The organism is Solimonas marina (genome assembly GCF_012241385.1).
Lineage (GTDB): Bacteria > Pseudomonadota > Gammaproteobacteria > Nevskiales > Nevskiaceae > Solimonas > Solimonas marina.
On record NZ_JAAVXB010000009.1, the window covers coordinates 37030 to 63973 of the forward strand.

General features: G+C 66.9%; 27 protein-coding genes. 13 read left to right on the forward strand and 14 right to left on the reverse strand.

The window, feature by feature from the left end; translation table 11 throughout:
* Window positions 1-16: 16 nt before the first annotated feature.
* Window positions 17-1804, reverse strand: a complete 1788-nt coding sequence (locus G7Y82_RS15010) for a tetratricopeptide repeat protein (RefSeq protein ID WP_168148956.1) — start codon at window positions 1802-1804, stop codon at window positions 17-19.
* A 160-nt stretch (window positions 1805-1964) separates the two neighbouring features.
* Between G7Y82_RS15010 and hemA the strand changes: the two genes are divergently transcribed.
* From hemA to G7Y82_RS15035, 5 genes are all read left to right on the forward strand, one after another.
* Window positions 1965-3227 carry a glutamyl-tRNA reductase gene (gene hemA / locus G7Y82_RS15015; protein ID WP_168148957.1) on the forward strand — a complete coding sequence of 421 codons (1263 nt, stop codon included), beginning with the start codon at window positions 1965-1967 and terminating at the stop codon, window positions 3225-3227.
* A gap of 84 nt (window positions 3228-3311) precedes the next feature.
* On the forward strand, window positions 3312-4394 hold the full coding sequence (gene prfA / locus G7Y82_RS15020; protein ID WP_168148958.1) for a peptide chain release factor 1: 1083 nt from the start codon (window positions 3312-3314) through the stop codon (window positions 4392-4394).
* Window positions 4391-5230 (forward strand): peptide chain release factor N(5)-glutamine methyltransferase, encoded by an 840-nt coding sequence (gene prmC, locus G7Y82_RS15025; protein ID WP_168148959.1) that lies wholly within the window; start codon window positions 4391-4393, stop codon window positions 5228-5230. The genes prfA and prmC overlap by 4 nt, the downstream gene beginning before the upstream one ends.
* Complete coding sequence (locus tag G7Y82_RS15030) at window positions 5227-5961, forward strand: HesA/MoeB/ThiF family protein (protein WP_206370747.1); 735 nt, start codon at window positions 5227-5229, stop codon at window positions 5959-5961. The genes prmC and G7Y82_RS15030 overlap by 4 nt, the downstream gene beginning before the upstream one ends.
* A gap of 5 nt (window positions 5962-5966) precedes the next feature.
* On the forward strand, window positions 5967-6302 hold the full coding sequence (locus G7Y82_RS15035) for an MPN domain-containing protein (RefSeq protein WP_168148960.1): 336 nt from the start codon (window positions 5967-5969) through the stop codon (window positions 6300-6302).
* A 12-nt stretch (window positions 6303-6314) separates the two neighbouring features.
* On the opposite strand, the gene G7Y82_RS15040 is transcribed toward G7Y82_RS15035, so the two are convergent.
* Together G7Y82_RS15040 and G7Y82_RS15045 are read right to left on the reverse strand one after the other, a co-directional pair.
* Window positions 6315-7229, reverse strand: coding sequence for a bestrophin family protein (locus G7Y82_RS15040; protein WP_168148961.1), 915 nt, complete (start codon window positions 7227-7229; stop codon window positions 6315-6317).
* 55 nt (window positions 7230-7284) lie between these two features.
* The gene (locus tag G7Y82_RS15045; protein ID WP_168148962.1) at window positions 7285-9696 is read right to left on the reverse strand and encodes a tetratricopeptide repeat-containing protein; all 2412 of its coding nucleotides are present in this window, start codon (window positions 9694-9696) and stop codon (window positions 7285-7287) included.
* A 68-nt stretch (window positions 9697-9764) separates the two neighbouring features.
* On the opposite strand from G7Y82_RS15045, the gene G7Y82_RS15050 reads away from it, so the two are divergent.
* Window positions 9765-12740, forward strand: a complete 2976-nt coding sequence (locus tag G7Y82_RS15050; protein WP_168148963.1) for a toll/interleukin-1 receptor domain-containing protein — start codon at window positions 9765-9767, stop codon at window positions 12738-12740.
* Window positions 12741-12785: 45 nt separating this feature from the next.
* Here the strand turns inward: G7Y82_RS15050 and G7Y82_RS15055 are convergent, their stop codons facing one another.
* Window positions 12786-13178 (reverse strand): hypothetical protein, encoded by a 393-nt coding sequence (locus G7Y82_RS15055; RefSeq protein ID WP_206370768.1) that lies wholly within the window; start codon window positions 13176-13178, stop codon window positions 12786-12788.
* Between the two features lie 337 nt (window positions 13179-13515).
* Between G7Y82_RS15055 and G7Y82_RS15060 the strand changes: the two genes are divergently transcribed.
* A complete protein-coding gene (locus tag G7Y82_RS15060; protein WP_168148964.1) occupies window positions 13516-15222 on the forward strand; it encodes a proline--tRNA ligase in 1707 nt (568 codons plus the stop codon).
* Between the two features lie 85 nt (window positions 15223-15307).
* Window positions 15308-15862, forward strand: a complete 555-nt coding sequence (locus tag G7Y82_RS15065) for a lytic transglycosylase domain-containing protein (protein WP_366515673.1) — start codon at window positions 15308-15310, stop codon at window positions 15860-15862.
* A gap of 23 nt (window positions 15863-15885) precedes the next feature.
* Here G7Y82_RS15065 and G7Y82_RS15070 read toward each other — a convergent pair whose 3' ends face one another.
* Both G7Y82_RS15070 and G7Y82_RS15075 read right to left on the reverse strand, forming a co-directional pair.
* Window positions 15886-16500 (reverse strand): methyltransferase family protein, encoded by a 615-nt coding sequence (locus G7Y82_RS15070; RefSeq protein ID WP_168148965.1) that lies wholly within the window; start codon window positions 16498-16500, stop codon window positions 15886-15888.
* A gap of 57 nt (window positions 16501-16557) precedes the next feature.
* On the reverse strand, window positions 16558-17043 hold the full coding sequence (locus G7Y82_RS15075) for a nuclear transport factor 2 family protein (RefSeq protein WP_168148966.1): 486 nt from the start codon (window positions 17041-17043) through the stop codon (window positions 16558-16560).
* 60 nt (window positions 17044-17103) lie between these two features.
* Between G7Y82_RS15075 and wrbA the strand changes: the two genes are divergently transcribed.
* Window positions 17104-17697, forward strand: a complete 594-nt coding sequence (gene wrbA, locus G7Y82_RS15080; protein WP_168148967.1) for an NAD(P)H:quinone oxidoreductase — start codon at window positions 17104-17106, stop codon at window positions 17695-17697.
* 2 nt (window positions 17698-17699) lie between these two features.
* Window positions 17700-18062 carry a DUF2069 domain-containing protein gene (locus G7Y82_RS15085; protein WP_168148968.1) on the forward strand — a complete coding sequence of 121 codons (363 nt, stop codon included), beginning with the start codon at window positions 17700-17702 and terminating at the stop codon, window positions 18060-18062.
* Here G7Y82_RS15085 and G7Y82_RS15090 read toward each other — a convergent pair.
* From G7Y82_RS15090 to G7Y82_RS15110, 5 genes are read right to left on the reverse strand one after another with little or no spacing between them, the layout of a single operon-like run.
* The gene (locus tag G7Y82_RS15090) at window positions 18025-18339 is read right to left on the reverse strand and encodes a hypothetical protein (protein ID WP_168148969.1); all 315 of its coding nucleotides are present in this window, start codon (window positions 18337-18339) and stop codon (window positions 18025-18027) included. The genes G7Y82_RS15085 and G7Y82_RS15090 overlap by 38 nt on opposite strands.
* A 44-nt stretch (window positions 18340-18383) precedes the next feature.
* Complete coding sequence (locus G7Y82_RS15095; RefSeq protein ID WP_168148970.1) at window positions 18384-19052, reverse strand: YoaK family protein; 669 nt, start codon at window positions 19050-19052, stop codon at window positions 18384-18386.
* A complete protein-coding gene (gene hda, locus G7Y82_RS15100) occupies window positions 19049-19738 on the reverse strand; it encodes a DnaA regulatory inactivator Hda (protein ID WP_168148971.1) in 690 nt (229 codons plus the stop codon). The genes G7Y82_RS15095 and hda overlap by 4 nt, the downstream gene beginning before the upstream one ends.
* A complete protein-coding gene (locus G7Y82_RS15105; protein ID WP_168148972.1) occupies window positions 19735-20859 on the reverse strand; it encodes an AI-2E family transporter in 1125 nt (374 codons plus the stop codon). Before G7Y82_RS15105 ends, hda begins: the two co-directional genes overlap by 4 nt.
* Window positions 20856-21509, reverse strand: a complete 654-nt coding sequence (locus G7Y82_RS15110; protein ID WP_168148973.1) for a DUF8605 domain-containing protein — start codon at window positions 21507-21509, stop codon at window positions 20856-20858. Before G7Y82_RS15110 ends, G7Y82_RS15105 begins: the two co-directional genes overlap by 4 nt.
* A gap of 103 nt (window positions 21510-21612) precedes the next feature.
* On the opposite strand from G7Y82_RS15110, the gene purM reads away from it, so the two are divergent.
* The 3 genes from purM (at window position 21613) to G7Y82_RS15125 (ending at window position 24194) form a co-directional block, all read left to right on the forward strand.
* A complete protein-coding gene (gene purM, locus G7Y82_RS15115; protein ID WP_168148974.1) occupies window positions 21613-22644 on the forward strand; it encodes a phosphoribosylformylglycinamidine cyclo-ligase in 1032 nt (343 codons plus the stop codon).
* A 63-nt stretch (window positions 22645-22707) separates the two neighbouring features.
* Window positions 22708-23370, forward strand: coding sequence for a phosphoribosylglycinamide formyltransferase (gene purN / locus G7Y82_RS15120; protein ID WP_168148975.1), 663 nt, complete (start codon window positions 22708-22710; stop codon window positions 23368-23370).
* A complete protein-coding gene (locus G7Y82_RS15125) occupies window positions 23367-24194 on the forward strand; it encodes a DUF3108 domain-containing protein (RefSeq protein ID WP_168148976.1) in 828 nt (275 codons plus the stop codon). The genes purN and G7Y82_RS15125 overlap by 4 nt, the downstream gene beginning before the upstream one ends.
* Window positions 24195-24210: 16 nt before the next feature.
* Here the strand turns inward: G7Y82_RS15125 and G7Y82_RS15130 are convergent, their stop codons facing one another.
* From G7Y82_RS15130 to G7Y82_RS15140, 3 genes are all read right to left on the reverse strand, one after another.
* A complete protein-coding gene (locus tag G7Y82_RS15130) occupies window positions 24211-24714 on the reverse strand; it encodes a hypothetical protein (RefSeq protein ID WP_168148977.1) in 504 nt (167 codons plus the stop codon).
* 97 nt (window positions 24715-24811) lie between these two features.
* Window positions 24812-25393, reverse strand: a complete 582-nt coding sequence (locus tag G7Y82_RS15135) for a TetR/AcrR family transcriptional regulator (protein ID WP_168148978.1) — start codon at window positions 25391-25393, stop codon at window positions 24812-24814.
* A 117-nt stretch (window positions 25394-25510) separates the two neighbouring features.
* On the reverse strand, window positions 25511-26860 hold the full coding sequence (locus tag G7Y82_RS15140) for an MBL fold metallo-hydrolase (RefSeq protein ID WP_168148979.1): 1350 nt from the start codon (window positions 26858-26860) through the stop codon (window positions 25511-25513).
* Window positions 26861-26944: the final 84 nt, after the last annotated feature.

Genomic DNA, 26944 nt, shown 5'->3' on the forward strand with positions numbered 1-26944 from the left:
TCGTTGACGGCCGGTGTCAGTGCTCGAAGCGCTCGACGGTCGCCTTCAGCACCGGATGATTCGGGTTGGCGCGCAGCGCCTGATCCCAAATGCCACGCGCCTCATCCTTGTGGCCTTGCGTCCACAGCACCTCGCCGAGATGGGCGGCGACTTCCGGGTCCGGGAAGTCGGCGAACGCGCGCTTCAGCAACTGGCTGGCGGCTTCGGTATTGCCGCGCTTGTATTCGACCCAGCCCATGCTGTCGATGATCGAAGCGTCGCTCGGGTCGAGCTTGAGCGCGCGGCTGATCAGATCGTGCGCCTCGTCGAGCCGCTTGGTGTGCACGGCCAGCATGTAGCCCAGCGCATTGAGCGCGCGCGGGTCGTCCGGCTGCGAGGCGATGATCTTGCGCAGGTCCTTTTCGGCGTCGTCGATGCGATTCAGGCGTTCGTAGACCAGCGAGCGGCTGTAGAGCAGGTCGTTGTCGTCGGGCTGCTGCTTGAGCGCGTCGTCCAGCGTTTGCAGCGCGTCGTCGTTGCGGTTGGCGTCGAGCAGCAACTCGGCTTCCGACAGCGTGAAGCGCTTGGCGAACTGCGGGAAGTTGTCGCGCAGCAGATGCAGTTGGTCGCGGGCTTCGTCGATCTTGCCAAGCTTGGCCAGCACGAACGACTGGCGCACCGCGGCCTCGATGGCCTGCGGGCCGTGGTCGACACGGTCGTAATAGTCGAGCGCGTCTTCGTTATCGCCCTTGGCCTCATACAGGCGACCGAGCTGGAAGGCGGCGTCTTCGCTGCGCTCGCCGTCGAGCAGCGCCTTCAGGTAGCTCTCGGCGGTGTCGTAGTCATGGTCGTTGATCGCCATCACCGCCAGTGCAAACATCGCGTCTGGCTGGTTGGCGGTGTGGTCGAGCACCTTGTGCAGCTGCGTGCGGGCCGGCTCGCGCTGGTTCGATTCGAGCAGCAGCTTGGCGTAGGCCAGGCGCAGATCGTCGGCGTTCTTGGTCTTGCGCGCCAGCTTGTCCATCATCGCGTCGCTTTCGCTGATGCGGCCGAGCTTGGTCAGCACGCCGATGCGCAGCAACTGCTCGTCGCGGCTGTCCGGCGCGCGCGCCAGCGCCTGCTGCGAAGCCCGATCGGCCAGCTCGTCGCGCTTGAAGCGCAGCGCCACCAGCGCCACCGCGTGCGGTGCGGCGGCGGTCTTCGGGTACTTCGCGGCGAGCTTCTGCATGACCGCGATCGCCGCGTCGGCGTCGGAGGTCTTGGCCTGGCTGAGAATCGAGGCCGCGATATGCAGGCCGTCGTCGGTGCCACCGGCGTGGCCATCGACGATCGCCGTCACTTGCTCGGTGGCGGTCTGCAGGTCGCCGTGGCTGATCGCCACGCGGGCGATGACTTCGCGCGGCTCCATCGCCGTCGGTTCGACCTGCAACCAACGCTGCGCGGCCTGCATCGCCAGGCCCTCGTCACCGGCGGCGATCGCCAGCCCGGTCGCGCGGCGCGCCAGTTCCGGGTCGGCGACGGTCTGCAGCGCTTCGATGAATTCCTGCGCGGCGATCGCCGGCTGCTGGCGACCGGCCGCCATTTCGCCGGCCATGACGTGGTACTGCGCCTCGGCGGCGGCCTCCTCGTCGATCGGCGGCTGCGCTGTGGCGGCGCTGGCGCTGTTGTGGTCCGGCGCCGGAGCGGGCGTGGCCTCCGGCGGGGCGGTCGGCGCCGTCGCGGGCGGCGGTGTGACCGGTGCGGTCGGGGTCGGCGCCGTTGCCGGGGGCGCGGCCGGTGTCGTTGACGTCTTGGGCTGCGGCACGGTGGCGCAGGCGGCGAACATCAGGCAGAGGCCGGAGGAGCACAGAAGCGGGGCAAGGCGCATGTCGAACGGTCTGACGGTTTACGAACAGACATTATGCGCTGATAGCCGGTTCCCCGTGACTGCGGCAGCGGGCGGTTCAGCGTAGTAAAATAGCGCGGAAATTCTGCACTGATAGCCAATGGCCCTCGTCACGCTCGGTCTCAGCCATCATCGTGCGCCTGTCGAGGCGCGCGAGCGGCTGGCGTTCACCGACGCCGACCTGGGGGCTTCGCTACAGCGCCTGCGGGCGCTGCCGGATGTGCACGAGGCGGCCATTGTCTCGACCTGCAATCGCACCGAAATCATGACGGTCACCAGCCTCGAGGCCGAGGCGCGACTGATCGAATGGTGGCGGCGCGAGCGCCAGGCGCCGGAAGGCTATATCGAGAAGTTCGCCTATACGCATCGCGACCTTTGCAGCATCACCCACAGCCTGCGCGTGGCCTCTGGTCTGGATTCGATGATCGTCGGCGAACCGCAGATTCTCGGGCAGATGAAGGACTCGTTCGCGGTCGCCAGCGAGGTCAAGTCGGTTGGGCCGGTGCTGTCGCGGCTGTTCCAGCACGCGTTCTCGGTGGCCAAGCTGGTGCGTTCGCAGACCCAGGTCGGCGCGCATCCGGTGTCGGTCGCCTATGCGGCGCTGCAGATGGCGCGGCGCATCTTCGCCGACATGAAGAACCAGACGGCGGTGCTGATCGGCGCCGGCGAGATGATCACGCTGGTGGCGCGTCACCTTCAGCAACACGGCGTCGGCCGCATCGTCGTCGCCAACCGCTCGCTGGAACGCGCCGAGCGCCTGGCCCGCGAGGTGCGCGGCTACGCGGTCAGCCTCGATGATCTGTCGACCTATCTGCCGGATGCCGATCTGGTGATCTCGTCGACGGCGGCGCGTGACTATGTGCTCGGCTCCGAAGTGATGCGTCGTGCGGTGGGTTCGCGGCGGCGCAAGCCGGTGCTGATGATCGACCTGGCGGTGCCGCGCGACATCGATCCGAAGATCGCGCAGATCGAAGACATTTATCTGTACACGATCGACGATCTGCGCGCGGTCATCGCCGAAAACATGAAGCTGCGTGAGGAAGCCGCGCGTCAGGCCGAGGTCTTGATCACGACGCAGGCCCAGCAGTTCTCGCGCTGGCTTGAAAGCCGCGATGCCGGCAACACGATCCGCTTGATTCGTGCGCAGGCGCGCGATCGTCGCGACGAGGTGCTGGACAAGGCGCGGCGCAAGCTGGCGGCCGGCGAGTCCATCGACGAGGTGCTCGGCTTCGTCGCCGACACGCTCAGCAACAAGATTCTGCATTCGCCATCGCAGGTGCTGCGTCGCGCCGATGCCGTCGAACAGGCACTGCTGCTCAACAGTGCGCGCAAACTGTTCGATCTCCCCGACGACGAGCCTTAGCAGCGCCCGTCCGCTGTCCGCTATCGCGCGGCCCGCCCGGGCCGTCGCTTTTCGTCTCGTCTGCTCCGTTTCAAAATTCCGTCGATGAAAGACAGTCTGCTCGCCAAGCTCGAAGCCATGGCCGAACGGCGCGAAGAAATTTCGCACGAACTCGGTGATCCGGATGTGATCGGCGACCAGGACAAGTTCCGCCGCCTGTCGCAGGAATACGCGCAGCTCGGCCCGCTGGCCGACAGCTTCGGCGCCTATCAGCAGTCCGTGCAGGCCTTGGCGGACCTGGAAGCCATGCAAAGCGACAGCGATCCGGACATGCGCGCGATGGCGCAGGCCGAGTGGCCCGAGGTGCGCGCGCGCATCGAAGCGCTTGAAGCCGAGCTGCACCAGTATCTGGTGCCCAAGGATCCGCTCGACAACAACAACGTCTTCCTCGAAGTCCGCGCCGGCACCGGCGGCGACGAGGCGGCGATCTTCGCTGGTGACCTGTTCCGCATGTACTCCAAGTACGCGGAAACGCGCGGCTGGCAGGTCGAGGTGCTCAGCGCCAACGAGGGCGAGCATGGCGGCTTCAAGGAAATCATCGCGCGCATCATTGGTTTCGGCGCGTATTCGCAGCTCAAGTACGAGTCCGGCGCGCATCGCGTGCAACGCGTGCCGGAAACCGAAGCGCAGGGTCGCATCCATACATCGGCGGCGACCGTCGCGGTGCTGCCGGAGGTCGAGGAATCGCAGATCACGATCAACCCGGCCGATCTGAAGTTCGACACCTTTCGTTCGAGCGGTGCCGGCGGTCAGCACGTCAACAAGACCGAGTCGGCGATTCGTGTCACGCACGTGCCGAGCGGCGTGGTCGTCGAATGTCAGGAAGAGCGCTCGCAGCACAAGAACCGCGCCAAGGCGCTGTCGTTGCTGCAGGCGCGGCTGTCGGAGGCCGAGCGCGAAAAGCACGCCAGCAGCCGCGCCGCCGAGCGCAAGAAGCTGGTCGGCTCCGGCGATCGTTCCGAGCGCATCCGCACCTACAACTTCCCGCAGGGGCGGGTCACCGACCACCGCATCAACCTGACGCTGTACCAGCTAGAACGCGTCATCGTCGGCGATCTTGATCCGGTGATTCAGCCGCTGCTCGCCGAGGCACAGGCCGAGGCGCTGGCCGAACTCGGCGAGGCATGAGCGAGGCTACGACGCTGCGCGCGGCGCTGCGCGACGCACAGACCGCGATCGCCGCGAGCAGCGACAGCGCGCGCCTCGACGCCGAGTGGCTGCTCGCGCATGTTCTGGGCTGCAGCCGCACGCAACTGATGATGCGCGGCGACGACGCACTGGCCGCAGCGGATGTACAGCGCTATGCCGCGCTCGTTGCGCGTCGCCGTGACGGCGAACCGGTCGCCTATCTGCTTGGCAACCAGGGATTCTGGTCGCTGGAGCTGCAGGTGACGCCGGACGTGCTGGTGCCGCGCCCGGAGACCGAGTTGCTCGTCGAGTGGGCGCTCGAATGCCTGCCGGCGGACGTTGCGGCGCAGGTCGTCGATCTCGGTACCGGCAGCGGCGCGATCGCGCTGGCGCTGGCCCGCGAGCGACCGACGGCGACGGTGACGGCGACCGATGTCTCGGCCGCGGCGCTGGCGATCGCGAGCGGCAATGCCGAACGCCTGGGGCTGGCGGTCGAGTTTCGCGAAGGCGCGTGGTGGCAGGCCTGCGCCGATCAATGTTTCGATCTGGTCGTCTCGAATCCGCCGTATATCGCGGCGGGCGACGAGCATTTGCCGGCGCTGCGTCATGAGCCCTTGCTGGCCTTGAGCGACGGCGCCGACGGCCTGCAGGCGCTGCGCGACATCATTGCCGGCGCACCGGCGCGGTTGCGCGCCGGCGGTAGGCTGCTGCTCGAGCATGGCTACGATCAGGGCGCCGCGGTGCGTGCACTGCTGAGCGCGGCGGGTTTTACCGAGGTGAGCACGCGCCGCGATCTGGAAGGTCGCGAACGCGCCAGTGGAGGGCGCCGATCATGAGTGACTTGATGCGCTACAGCCGGCAGATCGTGCTGCGCGAAGTGGGCGTCAACGGCCAGGAACTGCTGCGCGATTCGTCGGTGTTGGTGATCGGGCTCGGCGGCCTGGGTTCGACCGCCGCCAGCCATCTGGCCGGCGCCGGCATCGGCCGGTTGCTGCTGTGCGATCGCGATCGCGTCGAACTCAGCAACTTGCAGCGCCAAGTGTTGTACCGGCAAAGCGATGTCGGCCGTGCCAAGACCGTGGCCGCCGCTGCGCAGTTGGCGGCGCTGAACCGTGACGTCGAGATCGAGACCTTCGATGCCGACGACGGCCTGGCCGCCGTGCGTGACGCCGACATCGTGCTCGACTGTACCGATAATTTTCCGGCCCGCTATGCGATCAACGCCGCCTGCGTGGCGGCGCGCCGGCCGCTGGTTTCCGGCGCCGCGATCCGCTTCGAGGGCCAGCTCGCGGTCTTCGATCCGTCGCGTGGCGGGGCCTGCTACCGTTGCCTGTACGCCGATGACGGCGAGGCGGCCGAAACCTGCGAAGAGGCCGGTATTCTCGGGCCGGTGGTCGCCACGGTCGGCAGTCTGCAGGCGCTGGCGGCGATCAAATGGCTGCTCGGCCGGCGCGACGACGCCGGCACCCTGACGACTTGGGATGCGCTGCGCATGCAGTGGCGCACCCATCGCATCCCGGCCGATCCGGATTGCCCGGTTTGCGGCACCTCGCATCGTGGAGAATGACGTTCATGAATGAAGTCCTGGTAATGCCGCGCAATCTGGCGATCCGCATCCTGCACGCGGCGCAGATCGCGCAGCCGGAATCGATACGCGGTGCGGTGTACGCGCGTGGCGGCGAGCCGGCGTCGTTCGTTCAGGGGGATGATGCCGCCGCGCGCGGCGACGGTCTGTGGGCGGTGCTGTGGTCGCACCCGCAGGCCGAGGCAGTGCCGGCCGCGAGTGAGCTGAAGGTCGGGCTGCTGAGCCTGGTCGTGTCGCTGAACATCAAGGGCGTGCTGGAAATGCGCGCGTGGCGGCTGGTCGACGGCGCCGCACAGGAACAGGTGCTGACGATTCGCGACTGAGCCGCCGGCGGCTCAGCGCAGAACGTCGCGCACCGGCGGTAACGCGTCGGGCAGGGCAGTCTCGCCGAGCATTTCGCGCAGTGTGATTTCGATATTGCGGCTCATCGCTTCTAGCGCCAGATCATTCGGCTCGGTGCCGAACGGGTCCTGGATTTCCTCGGCCAGCGCTTCGAGGGCAAAGAAGGTGTAGGCGATGAACGCGACGATCGGCGGCGTCATCGCACCGATGGTGGCGACGAGCCCGAACGGCAGCAGAAAACTATAGAGATAGATCGTGCGGTGCAGTAGCACCGAGTACGCGAACGGGATCGGCGTGCCGGCGATGCGTTCGCAGCCGCCGACCGAATCGGTAAGCCGCGCCAGCGTGCGGTCGAGTTCGATCATCAGCACCGCGTCGATATGGCCAGCGGCACGCCAGCGCTGCAGCTCCTCGGCCAGCGTCAACAGAATCATCGACGATGGAAAGCGCGCACCGCTGCAGCGCGCTTGCCATTCGGGTGCCAGCAGGCGTGTGAGATCGGCGCTGGCGTCGCTGCGGCGCAATTCGTGATGCAGCGCCTGCACGAACGCGATGATGCCGTGCACGAGCCGCGTACGCTCGTCGGGGGCCGCCGACGTCAGGGTCAGCACCTGACGGGTCAGGCTGCGGCTGTCGTTGAGGACGGCGCCCCAGAGCTTGCGCGCTTCCCAGTAGCGGTCGTAGCTGACCGTGTTGCGAAAGCCGAGGAAGATTGCCAGCGTGATGCCGAGCAGCGTGAACGGCACGGCCGTCAGCAGCAGGCCGTGTGCAATCAGACGCTGTCGGACCAGCGTCACGGCCAGGGCCAGCAGCGTGACCAGCGCCAGCTGCGGCACGATGCGGTAGACCACCGAACCGCGCCACGCGAACAGCATGCGCAACCAGTGCGAGCGGGGGCGGACGATCATGATGCGGCGGTGGCGGGCGAGATGCGGGCGCGCAGTATATCGGCGCCACCTGGATCTACATCCGGTCCGGGGTCGCCCGACGTTGCAGCGCGTAGAGTCGATAGGTGCCGAACTGCTTGGCGAATTCCACTTCGCCGGCGTAGTCGAGCGCGAAGTGGTGCGCCTGCTCGAGCGTCAGCCGCGCCGCGAAGGCTTCGGTGACGTAGATCATGCCCGGCGGCACCACGGGCTCGATGCGCGCGGCGAACAGCAACTGCGTGCCGTAGTGGACGACGCGCTCTTCGATGGGATCGTAGCCGACGTAGCACGGCGCATAGTGCGCGGCGATGCGCAGCTCCAGGTCGGCCAGCACGTCGTGTGCGTCGCGTCGGCGTGCTTCGATCAGCTGCTGGATGTCGGCGACGATCTGTGCGGCAGTGCGGGCGTCTTCGGTGACGACGTGCAGTGCATCACCCCAGGTCTTGCGCAGCAGGATGTGTTCGCGATGGCGGTTCAGCAGCGCCGCGAGGCTCTGCATGATCTGCGCGTAGTACCGCGGAAACAATGGCTCGCGCAGGCGGCGGAAGCTGGCGAAGTCCGCAAACACCAGGCCGGCCATGCGCCGCTCGGCCGCACGGCCTGTTGCAGGGGGGCGGCGGCCCTGCGCTGCGATGGCGGCGCCGAGCCGTTCGATCCGCAGGCGTTGGCCGAGGCGTTCGGCGGCGAGGCGCGCGAGCCCAAGGCTGGTGTCGCGTGCCTCGCGCGTCGCCCATTCCCATTCGGTCTGCAGGAAGCCTTGCAGCGATGCGACGCCATCGGCAGCGTCGAGCAAGCGTGGCAGCCGATGTGCAACACCGGGCAGGCGCCGTCGCCAGCGCCGCGCGATCTCGGCAGCGGGCGCCGGCAAGCTCAGATGCAGGCGCGCGCCGTGCGCGACCAGTTGTTCGCCGATCTGCACATCGAATGGTGTGCACAGCGCCAGATGCAACTGCGCCCGTGCGGCGGCGTGGCGGAGCAGCGCGGGCGCCAGCGTCGCGCTGCTGGCGTCAGCGTCGTTCGATGTCTGCAGCTGCACCAGCGGCGGCATGCGCAGGCGTTCGACCGCAGCCGGATCGCGGCCAAGCTGATGGCTGAGGCGGCGCAGCTGTTGGCGGGTGCGGCCGCGGCGCGTGAAGTCGTCCGGCAGCAAGCGGTTGGCGGCACTGAGCTGGTGGCGGAATGTTGCGTCGTCGCCGAGCAGCAGCGCTGCCTCGGCGTGCGTGGCGTGCGCGTAGAAGCGTTCCAGATCATTGCGTGGCGGGCGCAGCTGGCGCAGCGCGCGTCGCGCATATTGGTGTGCGCGGCGACGTTCGCCGGCCAGCAGATACATCGAGGCGGCATTGATCGCGCTGTATGAGCCGTTGTGCAGGGCATGGGCCTCGGCGTACGCGTCGGCGGCGCGCGCGAACGCGGTGGGATCGGCGGCGTTTTGCAGCGCGAGGTCTTTCTGTAGTCGCCCGTGCAGGGCCAGCCAATCCTCGTCGATTTCGTCGTCACGCAGGTCGAGTGCGCGATAGCAGTCGAGCGCTGCGCGCACGTTGCCGGTATTGGCGAGCGCCTGGATGCGCAGATAGTCGAGGCGTGGCGCGCGTAGTCCGGCGCGCATCGCCTGATTGACGATGTCATGGCACTGCAGCTCGTTGCCGGCGCGTCGCGCCAGTTCCGCGTCGCGCAGGACCTCGGTCAGCGTATCCGGCGGCTCTGCGGCGCCGTGGCTTGCGGCTGCGCGATCGCAGGGATCGACGAGGTGGGTTTGTCGCTGTGCCGCACAGTGCGCATCGTGCAGGTGCAGCACGGCGGGAATCTGCGCCGCGTCTTCACGCCAGGCGACGATCTCGGCAGTGCCGCCGGGCTCGACGCCGTGCGCGGGACGCATGATCGCCACGAGATGATCGGCGTGCTGCGCGAGGATCGCCGCGAGGCGCCGATATTGCTGCTGACGGAAGCTGCGCGAACCCAATACGGCGGCGTCGACGTCGTCCGGGTAGAGCGGCACGATCGTCGTGCAGCGCTGCAGCAGGCTTTCGGCCTCCCGCGCCAGCGACTGACGTAGCGCGCGGGTCACACGGCGCTGTTCGTCCTCGGCGCGCAGCACCCAATCGGCGATCAGCTTGTCGACCGGCACCGGCAGCAGCGCGGTCATCTCGAACGGCAGCTCATGCTCGCGCAGCCAGGCCGCCGCCGTTTCGAGGAACAGCATGTCGGCCCCGGGCGCCATGCCGACGAACAGCGACAGGCGCCGCGCGCCATCCGCAACCAGTGCCGGCAGTACGTGATCGGTCAGCTGGCGGCGCACCTGCGCCGCCTCCCGGCGACTCAGCATCAGGTGGCCACATGCGCCGACGCGCAGCTGCGCGGCACCGTCACCGCTGCGGTGGTGCAGGGCAAGCCAGTCACGCAACGCCAGTCGCGCGGTGCCGCTCGCCGTCAACAGCGGGTCCTTGCTCATCGACGAAGTATTTTCGCGTGTCGGAATGCCAGTCATTATCATGCCGCGACGGGGCGTTTGGGGGCGGGGTGCAAGAGTCGTATCGCTATTGGGCGTTCATCAGCTACAGCCATCACGATCGTGGCTGGGCACGCTGGCTGCACCGCCGCCTCGAGTCCTACCGGGTCCCACGCCGCCTGGTTGGACGCACGCACGCAGCCGGCGAAGTGCCGCGGCGCCTCTATCCCATTTTCCGCGACCGCGACGAACTGCCGAGCTCGGCGGACCTCGGCGGCGTCGTCCAGCAGGCGCTGCGCGAATCGCGCTATCTGATCGTCATCTGTTCGGCACGCTCGGCGCGCTCGCGCTGGGTCAACGAGGAAGTCGAGTCGTTCAAGAAGCTCGGGCGCGAGGAACGCATCCTCTGCCTGCGTATCGACGACGACACGGCGTTTGCGCCAGCCCTGCTGCAACACTTCGACGCCAATGGCCAACCCAGCGGGCGCTGGATCGAGCCGCTGGCGGCCGACGCGACGCCGGCTGCGGACGGCCGCGACGGTGCAGCACTGAAGCTGGTCGCCGGGCTGATCGGCGTCGGTTACGACGAACTGCGCCGTCGTGAACGCCGTCGCAGCCTGTTGCGGCAGGCGGTCTATGCCACCGCGACCGCGGCACTGGTGGCGGCCTGCGCGTTCGGCTGGCAGTGGCAGCAGGGCGAAAAGCGTGCGGCGCTCGCTGCGCAGGCACTGCGTGTCCGCATCGATCGGTTCTACGACGCCGGGCGCAGCGAACTGCTCGCGCACAATGAGGCGCGCGCCGCGGTCTATCTGAACGAGGTGCGCCGGCTCGGTATTGACACACCGGCGCTGCGCTACATGCTGGCGCGTGCGCTGCAGATCGTCGATGCCCAACAACTGCGCATCGATATGGGGCAGACGGTGGTGCGCACCGACATCAGCCCCGACGGCCGTCAGGTTTTCGGCATCGGCACCGACCGTGTGCTGCATGCCTACGACGCCGCCAGTGGTGCGCCGCAGTTCAGCATCGACCTGGGTGCGATGCCGACCTTCGATGCCGGCTATGGCCACGGCGGGCGGGTGATCTGGGTCGATTACCGTCTGGCAGACGACAAGCACCGGCTCTTGCGACTGTTCGCGGCAAACGACGGTCGGCTGCTCGCGCGATTCGCGGTGAACGCCGACACCGATGGCGTCGGCATCAACCCACTCAACGACGACGAAACGCAGGTGGCGACCGTGACGCCTGACGGTGCGGTCCGGCTCGCCGAACTGGGTGGCGACACGCGGCGTATCGCCGGCGTGTTTGCCAAGACCGCCTTTTGCCATGACGGTCGCTCGCTGCTAACGGCGCGCGCCGACGGCGTGATCGAGTTGCGCGATGCGGCGAGCACGGCGGTGCGCCATCGCTACGACGGCCTGCATGGCCGACCGACGACCCTGGCATCGACGCCTGGCTGCACGCTGATCGCCGCGGGCACCGCCGACGGCGAAGTCCGTGTCTGGGATGCGGCCAGCGGCCGGGTGCGAATGAGCAGCGGCCACCGCGCGCACATCTCCAGCCTGGTGTTCAGCAACGACGGCACGCGTATGCTGAGCGTCAGCCCGGTCGCCGCCGGTGTCTGGGACATGCGCAGTGGGGCGCTGATCTACGCCGTGCGCCTGCGTGGCGGCAGCAACGGCTTTCAGATGCATGCCGACGGCGGCGAGGTTGGGCAGTTGCTCGGTGGTCGGCTGGTGATTTCCGATGTGGTGTCGGGCGAGGTGCTGTACACGCTCGACGGCCATCAGGGCTCGCCGAACATGTTCGCGTTCTCGGAGCAGGGCGACGAACTGGTCAGCGGCGGCAGTGATGGGGCACTGCTGATCTGGAAGTTGCCGCAGCGGCCGCATGCGCAACTGGGCGGGGTCGCGCCGCCGCTGGCGCCGCCGACGGCGATCAGTCGCGACAGCCGCCAGTTGTTCGCCGGCACGCAGAGTGGCGGCACGCTCTACGCGCGCGAGCCGCTGCGACCGGTTCACCGCTTCGGCGCCGAGTTGGGACCGCTGGCGAGCGCAAGCTTCAGTGCCGATGGGCAGTGGATTGCGATGGGCGCGCGCGACGGCCGCATTGATGTGGCGCGGACCGATGGCCAGGAGCCGGTGTTGCATTTAAGCCGGCCGGTGCGAGCGACCGCTCTGCATTTCGATCCCGGCGCGCGGCATCTGAGCGCCGACCTTGCCGACGACGGCATCGCCGCCTGGGATCTGACGCGCGGCGACGAGAGCTTGTCGCTGCCGGCGGGTAGCGCGCATATCACCGCGATGTCGCCAACTGCCCCCTTGCTCGCTGTCGGCTTTCACGACGGCGTGGTTCGCGCCCGCGATCTGGCGGCCGGCCGCTGGCGCTGGTCGACGACGCTGCCGATCGATCGCGACAGTGACCGCATGATCACGGTGCTGTCGTTCAGCGCCGACGGCCGCCGTCTGCTGGCGACGGCCAAGCGTGCTCAGGCATTCGTGCTGGATGTCGACAGTGGTCGCATCCTCTACCAGACGCGCGACCCGGCGTCGGCGTACTTCATTTACGGCGCGCTCAACGCAGATGGTTCGAAGGCACTGCTCAGCGACTGGGCCAACCTTGCCTATCTGTGGTGGCCGGGCAGTGGCCACTGGCTGACGCTGAGCGGCCATACCAGCCCGGTCGAAACGGTGTCGCTGACGCCAGATGCGTCGCTCGCCTTGACGGGTAGCGAGGATGGCGCGATTCGACTCTGGGATGCCGAAAACGGTGAGCTGCTCGACGCGTTCAGCGCGCACCAGGCGTTGATCCAGTGGGGTGCGGCGATGTTCACGCCCGACGGCAGTGCCGTGCTGAGCAGCGGCCGCGACGGCGCAGCGCGGCTGTGGCCGTTACCGCGGTTGACGCGTGATGTCGCGGCGGTGGCCCGGGACCTACGCTGCCGCGCGCCGTGGCGCATCAGCGGTGACAGTCTCACGCCGAGTTCGACCGACCCGCACGCCTGCGTGGCCGAGCACCCCGAGCGTGCAATAAAAAACGGCGACTGACCTGGAAGTCAGTCGCCGTTGATTCAACGGCACCGAGCGGTCCGTTTACTTCTTCTTCGCCTTCTTGGCCGCCTTCTTCACGACCTTCTTGGCCGGCGCCTTCTTGGCAACCTTCTTGACGGCCTTCTTCGCGACCTTCTTGGCCGGCGCCTTCTTGGCGGCCTTCTTCGGAGCCTTCTTCGCCGTCACCTTCTTTGCCGGTGCTTTCTTGGCGACTTTCTTCGCGGCCTTCTTGGCAACCTTCTTCGTTGCCTTGGCGGCCTTCTTGGCAACCTTGGCTGCCTTCTTCACGACCTTCTTGGCGGCCTTCTTCGCAGCTGCCTTCTTGGCCGGCTTTTTCTTCGTCACCTTCTTCTTCGGCGGCGGCGTTGCGGCCGGCATTTCAGCCACCAGCGACTTCACCTCACCCGGTCCCGGCGTGTCATCCATCATCGTCATCACTCCCTCATCGTTTCTCAAAAAGGTTCCGCAGCACTGCCCCGATTCGACGCTTCCGACGATCCTGATCGCGGCCGCGACATCACTTGTTTCATGCTACGGCGATGAAGCTAACCGACTCATGCGACTTGCGCAAAGTGATTGTCATCGTTGCCGTGTAAGGCGCGCGCGCTTCGGTCGTTGAAAACCAGCGCCGCCTCTTCGCAATGAGCGCGTCGATGACGATGGGTGCACTCGCGCACGTAGGGCGCGTACATCCGTCCGGCGGCTGGTTCTGACGCGCTGCGCGCGCACCGCTACAATCCGCGGCTTCGATTTCCAACGCCGCTTTCACGCCATGCGCCTTTCGCAATTTCCGCTGTCGACGACCAAGGAGACGCCTGCCGACGCGCAGGTCGTCAGCCATCAGCTCATGCTGCGTGCGGGTTATATCCGCCAACTCGGCAGTGGCCTGTATTCGTGGTTGCCGATCGGTCTGCGTACGCTGACCAAGATTGCCGCGATCGTGCGCGAGGAAATGAACCGCGCCGGCGCGCTGGAAATGCTGATGCCGTCGGTGCAGCCGGCGGAGCTGTGGCAGGAGTCCGGACGCTGGGATCAGATGGGCGCGGAGATGCTGCGTTTCCGCGACCGGCACCAGAACGATTTCTGCCTGGGCCCGACGCACGAGGAGGTGATCTGTCATCACTTCCGCCAGGACTTCCGCAGCTACCGCCAGCTGCCGGTGAACTTCTATCAGATCCAGACCAAGTTCCGTGACGAACGTCGGCCGCGTTTCGGCGTCATGCGTTCGCGCGAATTCCTGATGAAGGACGCGTACTCGTTCCATATGACAGCCGAGGATCTGAACCGCGAGTACCAGAACATGCGCGACGCCTACGTGCGCATCTTCACGCGTCTGGGCGCGGAGTTTCGTCCGGTCAAGGCAGACTCCGGCAACATCGGCGGTGCGCTGTCCGAAGAGTTCCACATCCTCGCCGGCTCCGGCGAAGACCTGCTGGCGGTGGCGCAGGGCGGTACGTATGCCGCCAATGTCGAGGCAGCCGAAACCAAGCCGTCCGGCGCAGCGCGTGCGACCGCCGCCCAGTCTCTGGAGAAGGTGTCGACGCCGGGGCAGAAGACCTGCGAGCAGGTCAGCAAGTTCTTGAACGTGCCGCTGACCGGCAAGGTCAAGCTGCTGGTCGTCAAGGGCGAGGACGGTGGTCTGGTTGGCATCGCGCTGCGCGGCGACCATCAGCTCAACGAGATCAAGGCGGCCAAGCATCCGCTGGTGGCGAGCCCGCTGACGATGGCCGATCCGGCCGACGTGCTGAAGGTGTTCGGCTGCGAAGTCGGTTATCTCGGCCCGGTCGGCTGTCCGATTCCAGTGATCGCCGACTTTGCCGCTGCCGAGATCGCCGACTTCGTCTGCGGCGCCAACGACAACGATCATCACCTGCGCGGCGTGAACTGGGGCCGTGACTGCGCCGAGCCGGCGACCGCCGATCTGCGCATGATCGCCGAGGGTGACCCGAGCCCGGACGGGATCGGCACGATCAAGTTCTACCGCGGCATCGAAGGCGGTCATATCTTCCAGCTCGGCACCAAGTACACGAAGGCGATGAGCGTCAGCGTGCTCGACGCGGCCGGGCAGGCGGTGACGCCGGAGATGGGCTGCTACGGCATCGGCGTGACGCGGCTGGCGGCGGCGGTGATCGAACAGTCGCATGACGAGCGCGGCATCATCTGGCCGGACGCCATTGCGCCGTTCCGCGTCATCATCTGCCCGATCGGCAGCGACAAGTCGGCGGCGGTCAAGGATGCGGCGGAAGGCCTGCACGCCGATCTGTTGGCGGCCGGCATCGACGTCGTGCTCGACGACCGCGGTAACCGTCCCGGCTCGATGTTTGCCGACGCCGAGCTGATCGGCGTTCCGCACCGCATCGTCATCGGCGACAAGGGACTGGCGACGCAGCAGTTCGAGTACAAGCATCGCCGCGCCGACAAGGCCGAGATGATTGCGGCGACGACGGCTGCGGTGCTCGAGAAGCTGGCCGCGGTCTGAGCCTCAGCGCAGATTGCGGACCGACAGGGTGATCGGGCGGGCGCGGCGGGTGGGCGGCGGCTGGCAGTCACCGGCGATCCGCGCCGTGCTCGCGACCGGTCTGCTGCTTTGTGCCGCCGCCGCGCACGCCGGTCCGATCGGCGAGCCCGATCCGGAGCTGCGCGCGCTGCTCGCGAAAAACATCGACGCTGCCGACGGCTTCGAGCACCGCTACGATGCCGAGGTCTGGTTTGTCGATATGTCGGGGCGCCTGCAGCCGTTCATGGCGGACGATGCGCAGCGGCTGCAGCTGCTGCGCATCGTGCACAGCGAAGCGCGACGCGCCAAGCTGGCGCCGGAACTGGTGATGTCGGTGATCGAAGTCGAGAGCCGCTTCAACCGCTATGCGATCTCACGTTCCGGCGCGCAGGGGCTGATGCAGATCATGCCGTTCTGGCTCAAGGAAATCGGCAAGCCCGACGACAACCTGTTTCACACGCGCACCAATTTGCGCATGGGCTGCACGATCCTGAAGTACTACCTGGACAAGGAACGCGGCAACCTGATCAATGCGCTGGCGCGCTACAACGGCAGCTACGGCAAGCCGGACTATCCGATGCTGGTCGTCAACGCCCTGAACCGCCACTGGTACCGACGCTGACGCGACCACGCGCGCCGCTTCGGTCAGGGGGCGTGCCAGAGCACTGTGAGAATGCCGCTGTCGTGCAGCGTTTCGATCAGCAGCATGATGCCCGCCGCCCAGGTGAACCACAGCGCATCGAACAGATGGCGGCGGAACTGCTGCGGGTGGATGGTGTAGCGCTCCGGCTCTTCGAGCTGCGACAGCTTGGGCCAGAAGCGCGGCACGCGCGCTACGTACTGGCGCCAGGTGTCGCCGTGCAGCCCTTCGAGACGTTGTTCCTCGGCGCGGATTACGGCCCGATAGGTCGCGACGAACAGCAGGGCGATCGTCGCCGTGACGGTCAGGCTTTCGCTCATCAGACCGACGCCGACGGCGCCTAGGCTGCTGAAGAAGTACAGCGGATTGCGAGACACCGAGTACGGTCCGGACATCAGCAGCACGTTGTTCTTGTAGCCGACGATGTAGGCGTTGCACCAGAGTCGGCCGACCGTGGCGATGCCGATCAGCCCCAGGCCGACCGTGGTCAGCAGGTCGCCGAGCATCATGCCCTTACTGTCCCAGTAGCTGCCGTTGAACAGCAGCACCGCGATCAGTGAGGCTGCGAAGGCTCGCGAAAGAGGAATGCGCAGTCGGGAAGCGCGGGCCAGCGTCGTCATGGCAGAGGTACAGGTCGAGTGTGCGGGTATTGCAGCGCGCGGTGCGTCAACGCTCCGTCAACGTCCGGCTTGCTCAGGATGATGGTCGCGCCAGGCAGCGAGCCGCGTCGCCGCCTGCACCTGAACCTTGCGCTGCAACCACTGGGTGCCGCCGAACAGGCGGCCCGGCAGGCCCAAGGCCTGCGTCGCCCAGCGATGGAAGTCGAAGACGTCGCGATGCTCGACGATCAGGCCATCGCGAAAGCTGAACTGTGCATCGATGCGGTTAAGCACGGCGCGGCCGGTGCCGGAGAAGGTGTAGTGCGCATCCCAATGCGCCCGACCGTGCTGATCGTCGGCGTCGATCGCACTGTACTCGACACGCAGATCCTTGCCGGCGGCGCAGAGCATGGTCCACATTGCCCGCACGCCAGCGGCATCGAGGTCGGGGAATGCGGGATCGGAAAAGTGAGCATCGGCGTGGTAGCAGGCGCCCATCGCCGCAGCGTCGCGTCGTGCGAACGACGCATAGAACGTTTCGATCAAAACCGCGTGCGGATGCATCAGCGCTCTCCCCCCGGAGACTGCGGCATAGAATAGCCCGTTTAGATGACAGGAAGTTCCATGCCCGAAATCCTCGTGCTGTATTACTCGCGCCACGGCTCGGTTGCGAAGATGGCGCGGCTGATTGCGCGCGGCGTCGAAAGCGTCGACGGTGCGACGGCGCGGCTGCGGACCGTGCCGCCGGTCACGGCCGATCATGCGCAGCGCGGGCCGGCCGTGCCGGATGACGGTCCGCCGTACGCCGAGCCGCGCGATCTGACCGAATGCAGCGGCCTGATCCTGGGTAGCCCGACGCGCTTCGGTAACATGGCGGCACCGATGAAATACTTCCTCGACGGCACGTCGGCGCAGTGGTTGTCGGGCGCGCTGAACGGCAAGCCCGGCGCGGTGTTCACGTCGACCAGCAGCCTGCACGGCGGGCAGGAGTCGACGCTGTTGTCGATGATGCTGCCGCTGTTGCATCACGGCATGTTGATTGCCGGCCTGCCGTACAGCGAGCCGCAGCTGGCCGCGACCAGCTCGGGTGGGACGCCTTACGGTGCCAGCCATCACGCCGGCACCGGCAACGAGCCGCGCGCATTGAGCAAGGACGAAGAGGCCTTGTGTCTGGCGCTGGGACGTCGCGTCGCACAGATCGCCTGCAAGCTCGTCTGAAGATGACGACGCCCCCGAGCCCGACCCCGACCCCGGTGCGCTTGATGCGTGGCCTGGTGATGGCCGCGCACCTGGCGCTGATCGCGCTGCTGATCGGTACGGCGCGCTCGTCGATCGGGGTTGTCGCCGGGCTGCTGCTGTTCGCGCCTTTGCCCGGCCTACTGCGCGGCAGCCGTTACGTGCACGCCTGGGCGAGCATGTTGCTGGTCGTCTACTGCGCGCTGCTGCTGGCCGGCGGCTATTCGGACATCGCCGACCGCCTGCGCCTGTTCGGTTTCGCGGCGCTGGCCGCATTCGATTTCTGCGCGATGGTGATGTACGTGCGCGTCAGCGCGGCGGCGGCGCGGCGGGTGAGGGGCTCTTGATGTAGTAGACCCAAGTGCCGGTGATCGGCCGGCGCTGCGCGTCGATGTAAACGCGTCGCCCCGCACTGGTGAAATGACCGTTGTCGTAAGCCAGAATCTGCTTCCCCGTGTCCAGCGCGACCACGCATTCGCGTACCGATCGGCTGCCTCCGCGGCACTCGAGTGTTTTGCCGTATCGATGCACGCCCACCGCCTTCGGCTGATCGAGCATGAACCAAAGGAAAGCACCGACGACGATTGACGTGGCGCCGACCATCATCCACGCGGCCTGATCCATTCGTCTCGCCGGCGGCCCATCCTCGGGAAGGTGATCGAGTCCACTCATGTCGCGTGTGGCCTGCGTTGCCGGTAGCTCCAGTAAACGACGGCGAGGGCGATGGCGCCACAGGCTGGCAGCGCCAGCGCGCGGAATTGCAGATGTGCGAAGGCGAGGGCGCCGATCGTGCCGCCGGCGATGAAGCCGACGATCAGCAGCGTGTAGAGCACCGCGCGGCGACGATCGAAGGGATGGCCTCGCAGGCGCCAGCCGATCATGTTGCCGATGTCGGTGAACATGCCGGACAGGTGCGTGGTGCGGATCGTCGCGCCGCTGTAGGTGCTGGCCATGCCGTTCTGCAGGCCGCAGGCGGCCGATGCCAGAAAGTGACCGGTGGCCGAGCCGTGGGTGAGCACATGCATCGCGGCGAACAGCAGTGCCGCTTCGATCAGCAGTGCGACGCCGTAGCGATGGCCGAGTTGCAAGGCGGCGTTGCCGATCAAGGCGCCGCTGAGCACGGCGCCGGCGACGAACGACAGCAGGATCAGCAGCAGATGGCCGGCGGTCAGCAGGTCGTCGCCGGCGACCGCCGCACCGAGCAGTGACGAGGTGCCGGTCAGGTGCGAGACCGCTTGATGCTTGAAGCCGAGCAGGCCGACGGCGTTGACGGCGCCGGCGATCGCCGCGAGGCAGAAGCCGCCGACTTCGACCCAGCGCGGCAGCCGCGTCATCACGGTAACGGCTCTGCCTTTGCGGTGTTGCCCAGTACCGATTGCACGAACGGCAGTGTCAGGCGCCGCTTCTCGCGCAGCGACGCGCGATCAAGCGCGTCGAGCGCGTCGACCAGCGCGCCTGTGGTGCGCGCCTGGGTGTTGAGCATCCAGCGCGTGACGTCGTCGCCGAGTGTCAGGCCGCGGGCCTGCGCGCGGGCCTGCAGCAGCGCCGCGCGCTCGGCGTCGCTCATCGGCATCAGTCCGAGCACCACACAGGCCGCGAGGCGGGTACGCAGATCGGCAAGCGCCAGCGTCAGGTGTTCGGGCGGTGCGCCGGTCGACAGCACGAACGACTGGCCGGCCGCGCGCCGACGATCGATCAGGCGCAGCAGGGCGACGGCCCACTCGCGGTCGGCGGCGACGGCGTCGAGGTCATCCAGCACCAACAGCGCTTGCATGTCGAAGCCGTCGAGCGCTTCCGGGCCGTAGCCGGAAATCTCGCGCAACGGCAGATAGGCGCCGCCGTGCGTGCGGCAGACCGCCTGCAGCAGGTGCGTGCGACCGGATTGCGGCGGTCCGTAGAGCAGCGTCGGATGGCGCAGCTCGCGCAGTGCCGCGACGGTCTCGTCGTTGCCGCCGGGCCAATAGCTTTCGAAGCTTGCCGTGTCGCGCAGTTGCACGGCGAGTGCCAGCTGACGCCCCTTCATACGTCGGGCGGCGTGTCCGGCGGATCGTTCGCCGGCGGGCCGGAGGCGGCGCCGAGGTAGAGCGGACTGCGCAGCCAGTGCTCCTTGGCATGGCGCAGGGCGACGGCGATCACCGCCGACACCGGCAGTGCGACGAGTACGCCGATGAAGCCGAACAGCTGGCCGCCGGCCATCACCGCGAAAATGACCGCGACCGGATGCATGCCGATCTTGTCGCCGACCAGGATCGGCGTCAGCACCGCGCTTTCGAGCACCTGGCCGATGCCGAACACCAGGCAGATCCACACCAGCGGCAGCCACTCGTGCGTTTGCACCAGCATGGCGATCAGCGCCGCGCCGAAGCCGACGGCGAAGCCGAGATACGGCACGAAGCTGAGCAGGCCGGCGATGACGCCGATGATCAGGCCGAGCTTGAGGCCGGTCAGCGTCAGGCCGATCGAGTAGGCGGCGGCGAGCGCCGCCATCACCAGCAGCTGGCCGCGGATGAACGAGCCGAGCACGTCGTCGGCCTCACGCGCGAAGCCGCTGACATACGGCAGCATGCGCGGCGGAATCAGGGTGCCGATCCAGGCGACGAGGCGGTCCCAGTCGCGCATCAGATAGAAGCTGACGATCGGAATCATCAGCAGATTGGCGGCCACCGTCACGAAGGCCTTGCCGGATTCGGAAACGCGCAGCCACAGGCCTTTGACGACGCCGCTGGCCTGCGACCAGTGATCGCTGACGATCTGCTGCAGGCTGGCTGCGTCGAGGCTGGTGCCCTCGGGCGGATGGATGCCGAGCTTGGGCAGTCCGCTTTCGAGAATCCAGTTGACCCAGGCCGGCAGGTTGTGGATCAGCGCCACGCTCTGCTCGTAGAGCATCGGCGCCAGCAGCACCAGCAGGATCAGCACCACGACGACGATGGCGGCAAACACGATGGCTACCGACAGCGTGCGCGATAACCGCAGACGTTCGAGGCGGTCGGCGAGCGGGTCGCCGAGATAGGCGATGCCGGCACCGATCACGAATGGCGCCAGGATCGGCGTCAGACACCACAGCAGCAGTAGCGCCGCCAGCGCACCGGCGTACCACGGCCAGTGGCGCCGGAACGACAGATCGACGCCGTCGCGCTCGTTCATCGGGCGAGACGCAGCCCCAGGGTGCCGGGCGCGGCGTTCGGGTCACGGAGGAACTGTGGCCCGTTGCCGAGCGCCGAAACCAGACGCGCGGCGCCACCGTCGGCGTCGACGGCCAGTGACAGGCGGTCGCCGGTAGCGCCGAGCACGGCGATCTTGCGTACGCCCGGCACGGCACGCAGGGCGGTCAGCACGGTGCGATAGTCGGCGCTACCTTGCACGCCGGTCACCGTCAGATCGGCATTCTCGGCTGGAGCCGAGGCGTAGCCGAACATCGGCAGGCCGGCCGCTTGCAGCTGGCGGTCGACGGCGGCCTTGTCGAATACCGCGACCAGTTCGAGGCTGCCGTCGGCGGTACGGTCGAAGCCGTACTGCTGGACCAGCTGCGGTGCCTGGCCGACGAGTGTCGGAACCCCGGCCGCGGCGCCGTTGCCGCTGATGCCGTCGATCACCTGCGCGAATGCGGCGCGCAGCCCCTGATCGCGGCTGGCCTGGCTCTGATCGCTGACCGGCACGCGGCCCTGGTAGGGATTGGCTGGCGCCATGGGCGTGTCGGCGGGGCCGACGGTACTTGCGGTCGGTGCGGCGGCAGGGCCCTGGGCCAGGGCCGGCAGGGCGAATGCGGCGAAAACGAAGGCGATGAAGGTACGCATGGACGAATTATCGGGTGCGTCCCGCTAAAATGACAGGCAAAAGGTCGCGCCGACTCCCGGCGCCGCATTCCACCGTACCGAAAAAACCTCAAGGCTGATGGCAATGAAGAAAAGCAGCGGGCTGAGCTACCGCGACGCCGGCGTCGACATCGATGCAGGCGATGCCCTGGTCGACGACATCAAGAAGATCGTCAAGTCGACGCGACGGCCGGAGGTGCTGGCCGGCGTTGGCGGCTTCGGCGCATTGGTCGGCCTGCCGAAGAAATACAAGAAGCCGGTGCTGGTGTCGGGCACTGATGGCGTCGGCACCAAGTTGCGGCTCGGCATCGACACCGGCCGCGTGCAGGGCCTCGGCCAGGATCTGGTCGGCATGTGCGTCAACGACGTGCTGGTGTCGGGCGCCGAACCGCTGTTCTTCCTCGACTACTACGCGACCGGCAAGCTCGACCAGAAAATGGCCGCGCAGGTCATCAAGGGCATCGCCCAGGGCTGCAAGCTGGCCGGCTGCGCGCTGGTCGGCGGTGAGACGGCCGAAATGCCGGGCATGTACGAGGGTTCGGATTTCGACCTCGCCGGCTTCTGCGTCGCCGTTGCCGAACAGTCGAAGATCATCGATGGCAGCAAGATCAAGGCCGGCGATGTGCTGATCGGCCTGCCGTCGTCGGGGCCGCACTCGAACGGCTACTCGCTGATCCGCAAGATTCTCAAGGTCGCCAAGGCCAAGCTTGATCAACCGCTGGGCAAGGGCACGCTCGGCGATGCGCTGCTGGCGCCGACGCAGATCTACGTCAAGCCGGTGCTCAAGCTGCTGGAGCAGGGCATCAAGGTGCGCGGCATGTCGCACATCACCGGTGGCGGCATTACCGGCAATCTGCCGCGCTGCTTCCCCAAGGGCGTTGCCGCCGTGATCGACACCCAGGCGTGGAAGCGCCCGGCGGTGTTCGACTGGTTGCAGGAAAAGGGCAAGGTTGCCGACGACGAGATGTGGCGTGTTTTCAACTGCGGCGTCGGCTTCATCGTCATCGTGCCGCGCCTCGAAGCCGATGCGGCGCTCGCCAGCCTCAAGAAATCCGGCGCCAAGCCGTTCCTGATGGGTGAGATCGTCAAGGGCAAGCAGGACGTGCGCTACGCCTGAGCCGTTGCGCCGGGCTGCCGCGCGGCAGTCCGGCCACCTGCACGACGTTTCCTGGGGAGGAACATGAGTGCCCGCATCGCGGTGCTGATCTCCGGCACCGGCCGCAATCTGCAGGCGCTGATCGAAGCCTGCGCCGATGGCCGTATCGACGGCCACATTGTCTGCGTACTCAGTAATCGCGCCGACGCCGCAGGCCTCGAGCGCGCGCAGCAGGTTGGCATTGCCACCGAAGTGCTGTCGCATCGCGATTACGAAAGCCGTGAGGCCTTCGATACGGCGATGATCGCGCGGCTGTTGTCACATACACCGGATATCGTGGTGATGGCCGGGTTCATGCGCATCCTGACACCGGCATTCATCGCGGCGTTTGCCGGGCGCATGCTCAACATCCACCCGTCGCTGTTGCCACGCCATCCGGGCCTGCGCACGCACGAGGCGGTGCTGGCGGCCGGCGAGCGCAAGCACGGCGCAACCGTGCACTTCGTCACCGAGGAGCTCGATGGCGGCCCCCTGATTATTCAGGACGAATTAATCGTGCGGGCCGACGATGATGTCATGACGCTCGCGCAACGCGTGATGAGCGGGATCGAACTGAAAATCTACCCGCAGGCCGTTGCCTGGATGGCACGTGGCGAGCTCGAGCTGGCCGGACGGCAGGTCCGGTTCAAGGGGCAAATCCTCGCGGGACCTTTGGGGCGCGACGCAGTCGAGGAGAAATTTAGATGAGGCAGTTACGCAAGGCGGCGTGGTTGGCAGCCGCGGTCGCCGCCGCACTGGCGAGCAGTAGCGGCTGGGCGCAGAAGACGGATGCGTCCGGCGATGACGACGATGCGGCCTATGTGGCGCCGACGCCGGCGACCGAAGCGGCAACACAGGCCGCTGACAGCGCCAGTGCGACGAAGAAGGTCGACGCCAGCTTCTGGGCGGCGCGTGCCGACAAATACACCGTGCAGTGGGGCGGTATCTCGCTCGGTGACGGCGTGATCACGCTGACGCCGGTCGGCAAGGATTGTTACGAATACCGCTCCGAGACCGACCCCGTCGCGCTGGTGCGCTGGACTTATGGCTCGCCGAGCGAGACCAGCCAGTTCTGCCTGCGCGACGGCGACGTCTACCCGACACACTTCGAATACAAGAACGGCAAGTCGGACGACAACTTCACGGTCGATTTCGACGCCGCCAATCACCGCGCGAAGATCATTCGCGGCGGTGAAGTCAACGAGTTCTCGGTGCCGACCCACGTCTACGACGCGTTCTCGATCCAGGAGGCGGTGCGCTTCTGGGCCGCGCGCAACGCCGCCAATATCGGCGCCGAGCACGACTTCGCCTTCGTCGACAAGAAGAAGCTGCGCTCCTACACCTTCAAGATCCAGGGCAAGGAAACGGTCGATACGCCGGCCGGCTCGTTCGAGACTCTCCTCGTCGAACGCGTCGACAATCCGAACAAGTCCTACCGCTACTGGCTGGCGCCGTCACGCGACTACATCCCGGTGCGCATCAAGCACATCAACAAGGGCAAGACCGAGCTGCAGATGGCACTGGAGAAGTAGTGCGGCGAGCGGCGGCTCAGACGCCGCCGGCCGCCGCTGGTGTGCTTCGGGTCTGGCGGCGCAGGAAGATGATTTGCGCTGTGACGCCAACGACGAGTGCCACCAGCAGGCTGCCCTGAGCGCCGATCAGCAATGGGGCGTGCGGGTCGGTGACCAGCGGATGCCCGTCCGGAACCCGGCGCAGCGTTTCGGTGACGGTGCGCACCATCAGGAAAAACGCGGTCAGGCTCAGGCAGATCGTTTCGACGTAGCGGCCGCTGCGGCCCGGGCTCGGCAGTCGTCCGGCGCCATAGCCCGCGAGCAGCGTCAATAGCGTGACCGCGGCGATGGCATTGCCGACCGGCTCCCGGGCCACCGCGAACGCGGTCACGGCGCCGATCAGCATCGTGACGAAATAAACGGTACCGGGTTTCGATCGCGGCACGATACGGCCATGGCGCGCGAACATGTAAGCGGCTACCGGAATGGCGGGCAGGCTACCCAGGGTGTGTACCCAGCCCAGCGGGGAAATTCCAAACATGCGTGAGACTCCTATCCAGGAACAACGAAGCAATCAATAACTACCTATTAGTTGGTAGGTAATTTGGGCGCGGCTGTCATGGTTGCCGGTCCGATTTTCAGTGCGCGATCAGGCGATCGAGCAAGGGCTGCGTGATGACGCCGAAGATCTGCGCATCGCCATAGGCGCGCGCCGACAGCATGGCGCCGTGCACGGTCGCCATGAAGGTTTCAGCTTCGGTTTTTGCGGAGCCGCCGAGATGGATGTCGCCGTGTTTGGCGCCGCGCTCGAGGACCGATACCAGCCAGGCGGACAGCGCACGAAAGTGTGCGCGGACCTCGAACGCGACTGGCTCCGGGAGGACGGGCAGCTGTGCGGCCAGCAGCGCACAGAGGCAGAACGGGGCACTCGCGTCGGTGATGCACGCTTCCCAGTACCCGACATAGGCGCGCAGTGCGGCGGATGGTTCGGGTGCAGTTCGTTCCAGCGCCGCGATGCCGGCTTCGGCGTCGTGCCGGTAGTCGGCAACCAGTGCGCAGACCAGATCGACCTTGCTCGGAAAATGGTGATGAATGCTCGCATTGCGAATGCCGACCACTTTCGAAATGTCGGCGTAACTGAAGCCGTTGTAGCCGCCGTCGACGATCAGCGTGTGGGCGCTCTGCAAGATGGCCTGGGCGGTGGCGGAATGTGCACTCATGGCTGAAAAATTACCTACTAATAGGTAGTCCGTCAAGATCCGATGGAATGCGGCCGAGTCGTACGCTCCATGCTGTTGCCGGACGAAACGAAGCGCAGGGGGGCGCCCCTGCTCAGCTCAGGATGCGACGGCGGCGATCGTGCCTTCGGCGCGCAGCTTGTCGAGATGGCTCTCGATGTTGAGCTTGGCCAGGCCCAGCAGGCGCGGATCGACGTCGGCATAGATGGTTTTCAGCATGGCGTCGGTGTCATGGCCGTCGCGCCAAAGCTGCAGGACTTGCGCCTCGCGCTGGCGACGGTGCTTGAGGGTCTCCTCGAGACGGAACACCGTGCCAAGTGCCGAGCCGTGCGACGGAATGATGACCTTCGGTGCCAACGCGATCAGGCGTTCAAGCGATGCGAAGTATTTGCGCATGTCGCCTTCGGGGCTGGCGATGACGACGGTGCCGACGCCCTGGATCAGGTCGCCGACGATGCACCAGGCACGATCGGCCGACATCAGGGCCAGCTGACCCTCGTCATGTCCCGGAACTTCGAGGACATGGATCGGTCGGCCCAGCCAGCGCGTCAGCACGTCGCCTTCGCGGTAATGATGAACGGCCAGACCGCGGAAATAGTCCGCGCCCTTTTCTTCCTGGATGCGCTGCTGGGTGTCGAGCGACATGCCGATCGGCACGTTGAGGCGCCGCGCCAGATCCGGCGCCCGCTCGTGATGGTCCGGATGGTGATGGGTCAGGAAGACCTCGTGGATGCCGAAGCGCTCGACGACGTCGCAGAGCCGTTCGAGCTCTTCGTCGCTGTGCGGCGACGGGTCGATCAGCACGCGATGGCTCTGCGAATCGCCAAGCAGGAAGCAGTTCGTGTACTGCGCCGGCGGCAGGGTATGCGAGCGCACGTACAGGTTGCGCACGCCGTGCACCTGTTCGATGAGCGGCAATGCGTAGTCGATGCGCGTACGGAAATCGAGGCCCGGGACCTCGGTGGCCTGCGGATCGGCGGCCAGTGTTTCGATGACGGCGACGGTTGGCGGCGCCATCAGCAGCTGGCCGTCGCGAAAGCGTGCCAGCCACGTCGCCAGCGTTGCCCACTGCGCCGATTCGATTTCGTTGAGATCGACCTCGATCGGCGGCTTCTCGGGCAGTTCGACGACGAAGAAGTGCGTGTTGAAACGTACTGGCTGGGTCGGCGGCGTGAGGGCGATGCCGATGAAGCGGACCGCTGCGTCGTGCCGCGACAGGTCCAGCGACAGCTCCTCGCGCAACTCGCGCAGCAGGCCGCGCAGCACGCGCGCGTCAAAGCCGTCGCAGAACGCCGGCAGTGCGTCACCGTCGCTGTCCTCGGCGTCGATCTTGCCGCCGGGGAAGGCCGAGAAGCCTGGAAACGATTTGAGAAACGGCTGCCGCCGCACGACCAGCAGTTCGTCGCCGCAGACGATGACGGCAGTGACGGCGTCGACGATCTTGCTCATGGTGGCTCCGGTTCGATGAGGGTCTTGCATTATCGCGCGTTGCAGCCGGCCGTCGCACGGCGTCGATCCGGGCGATAATGCGCC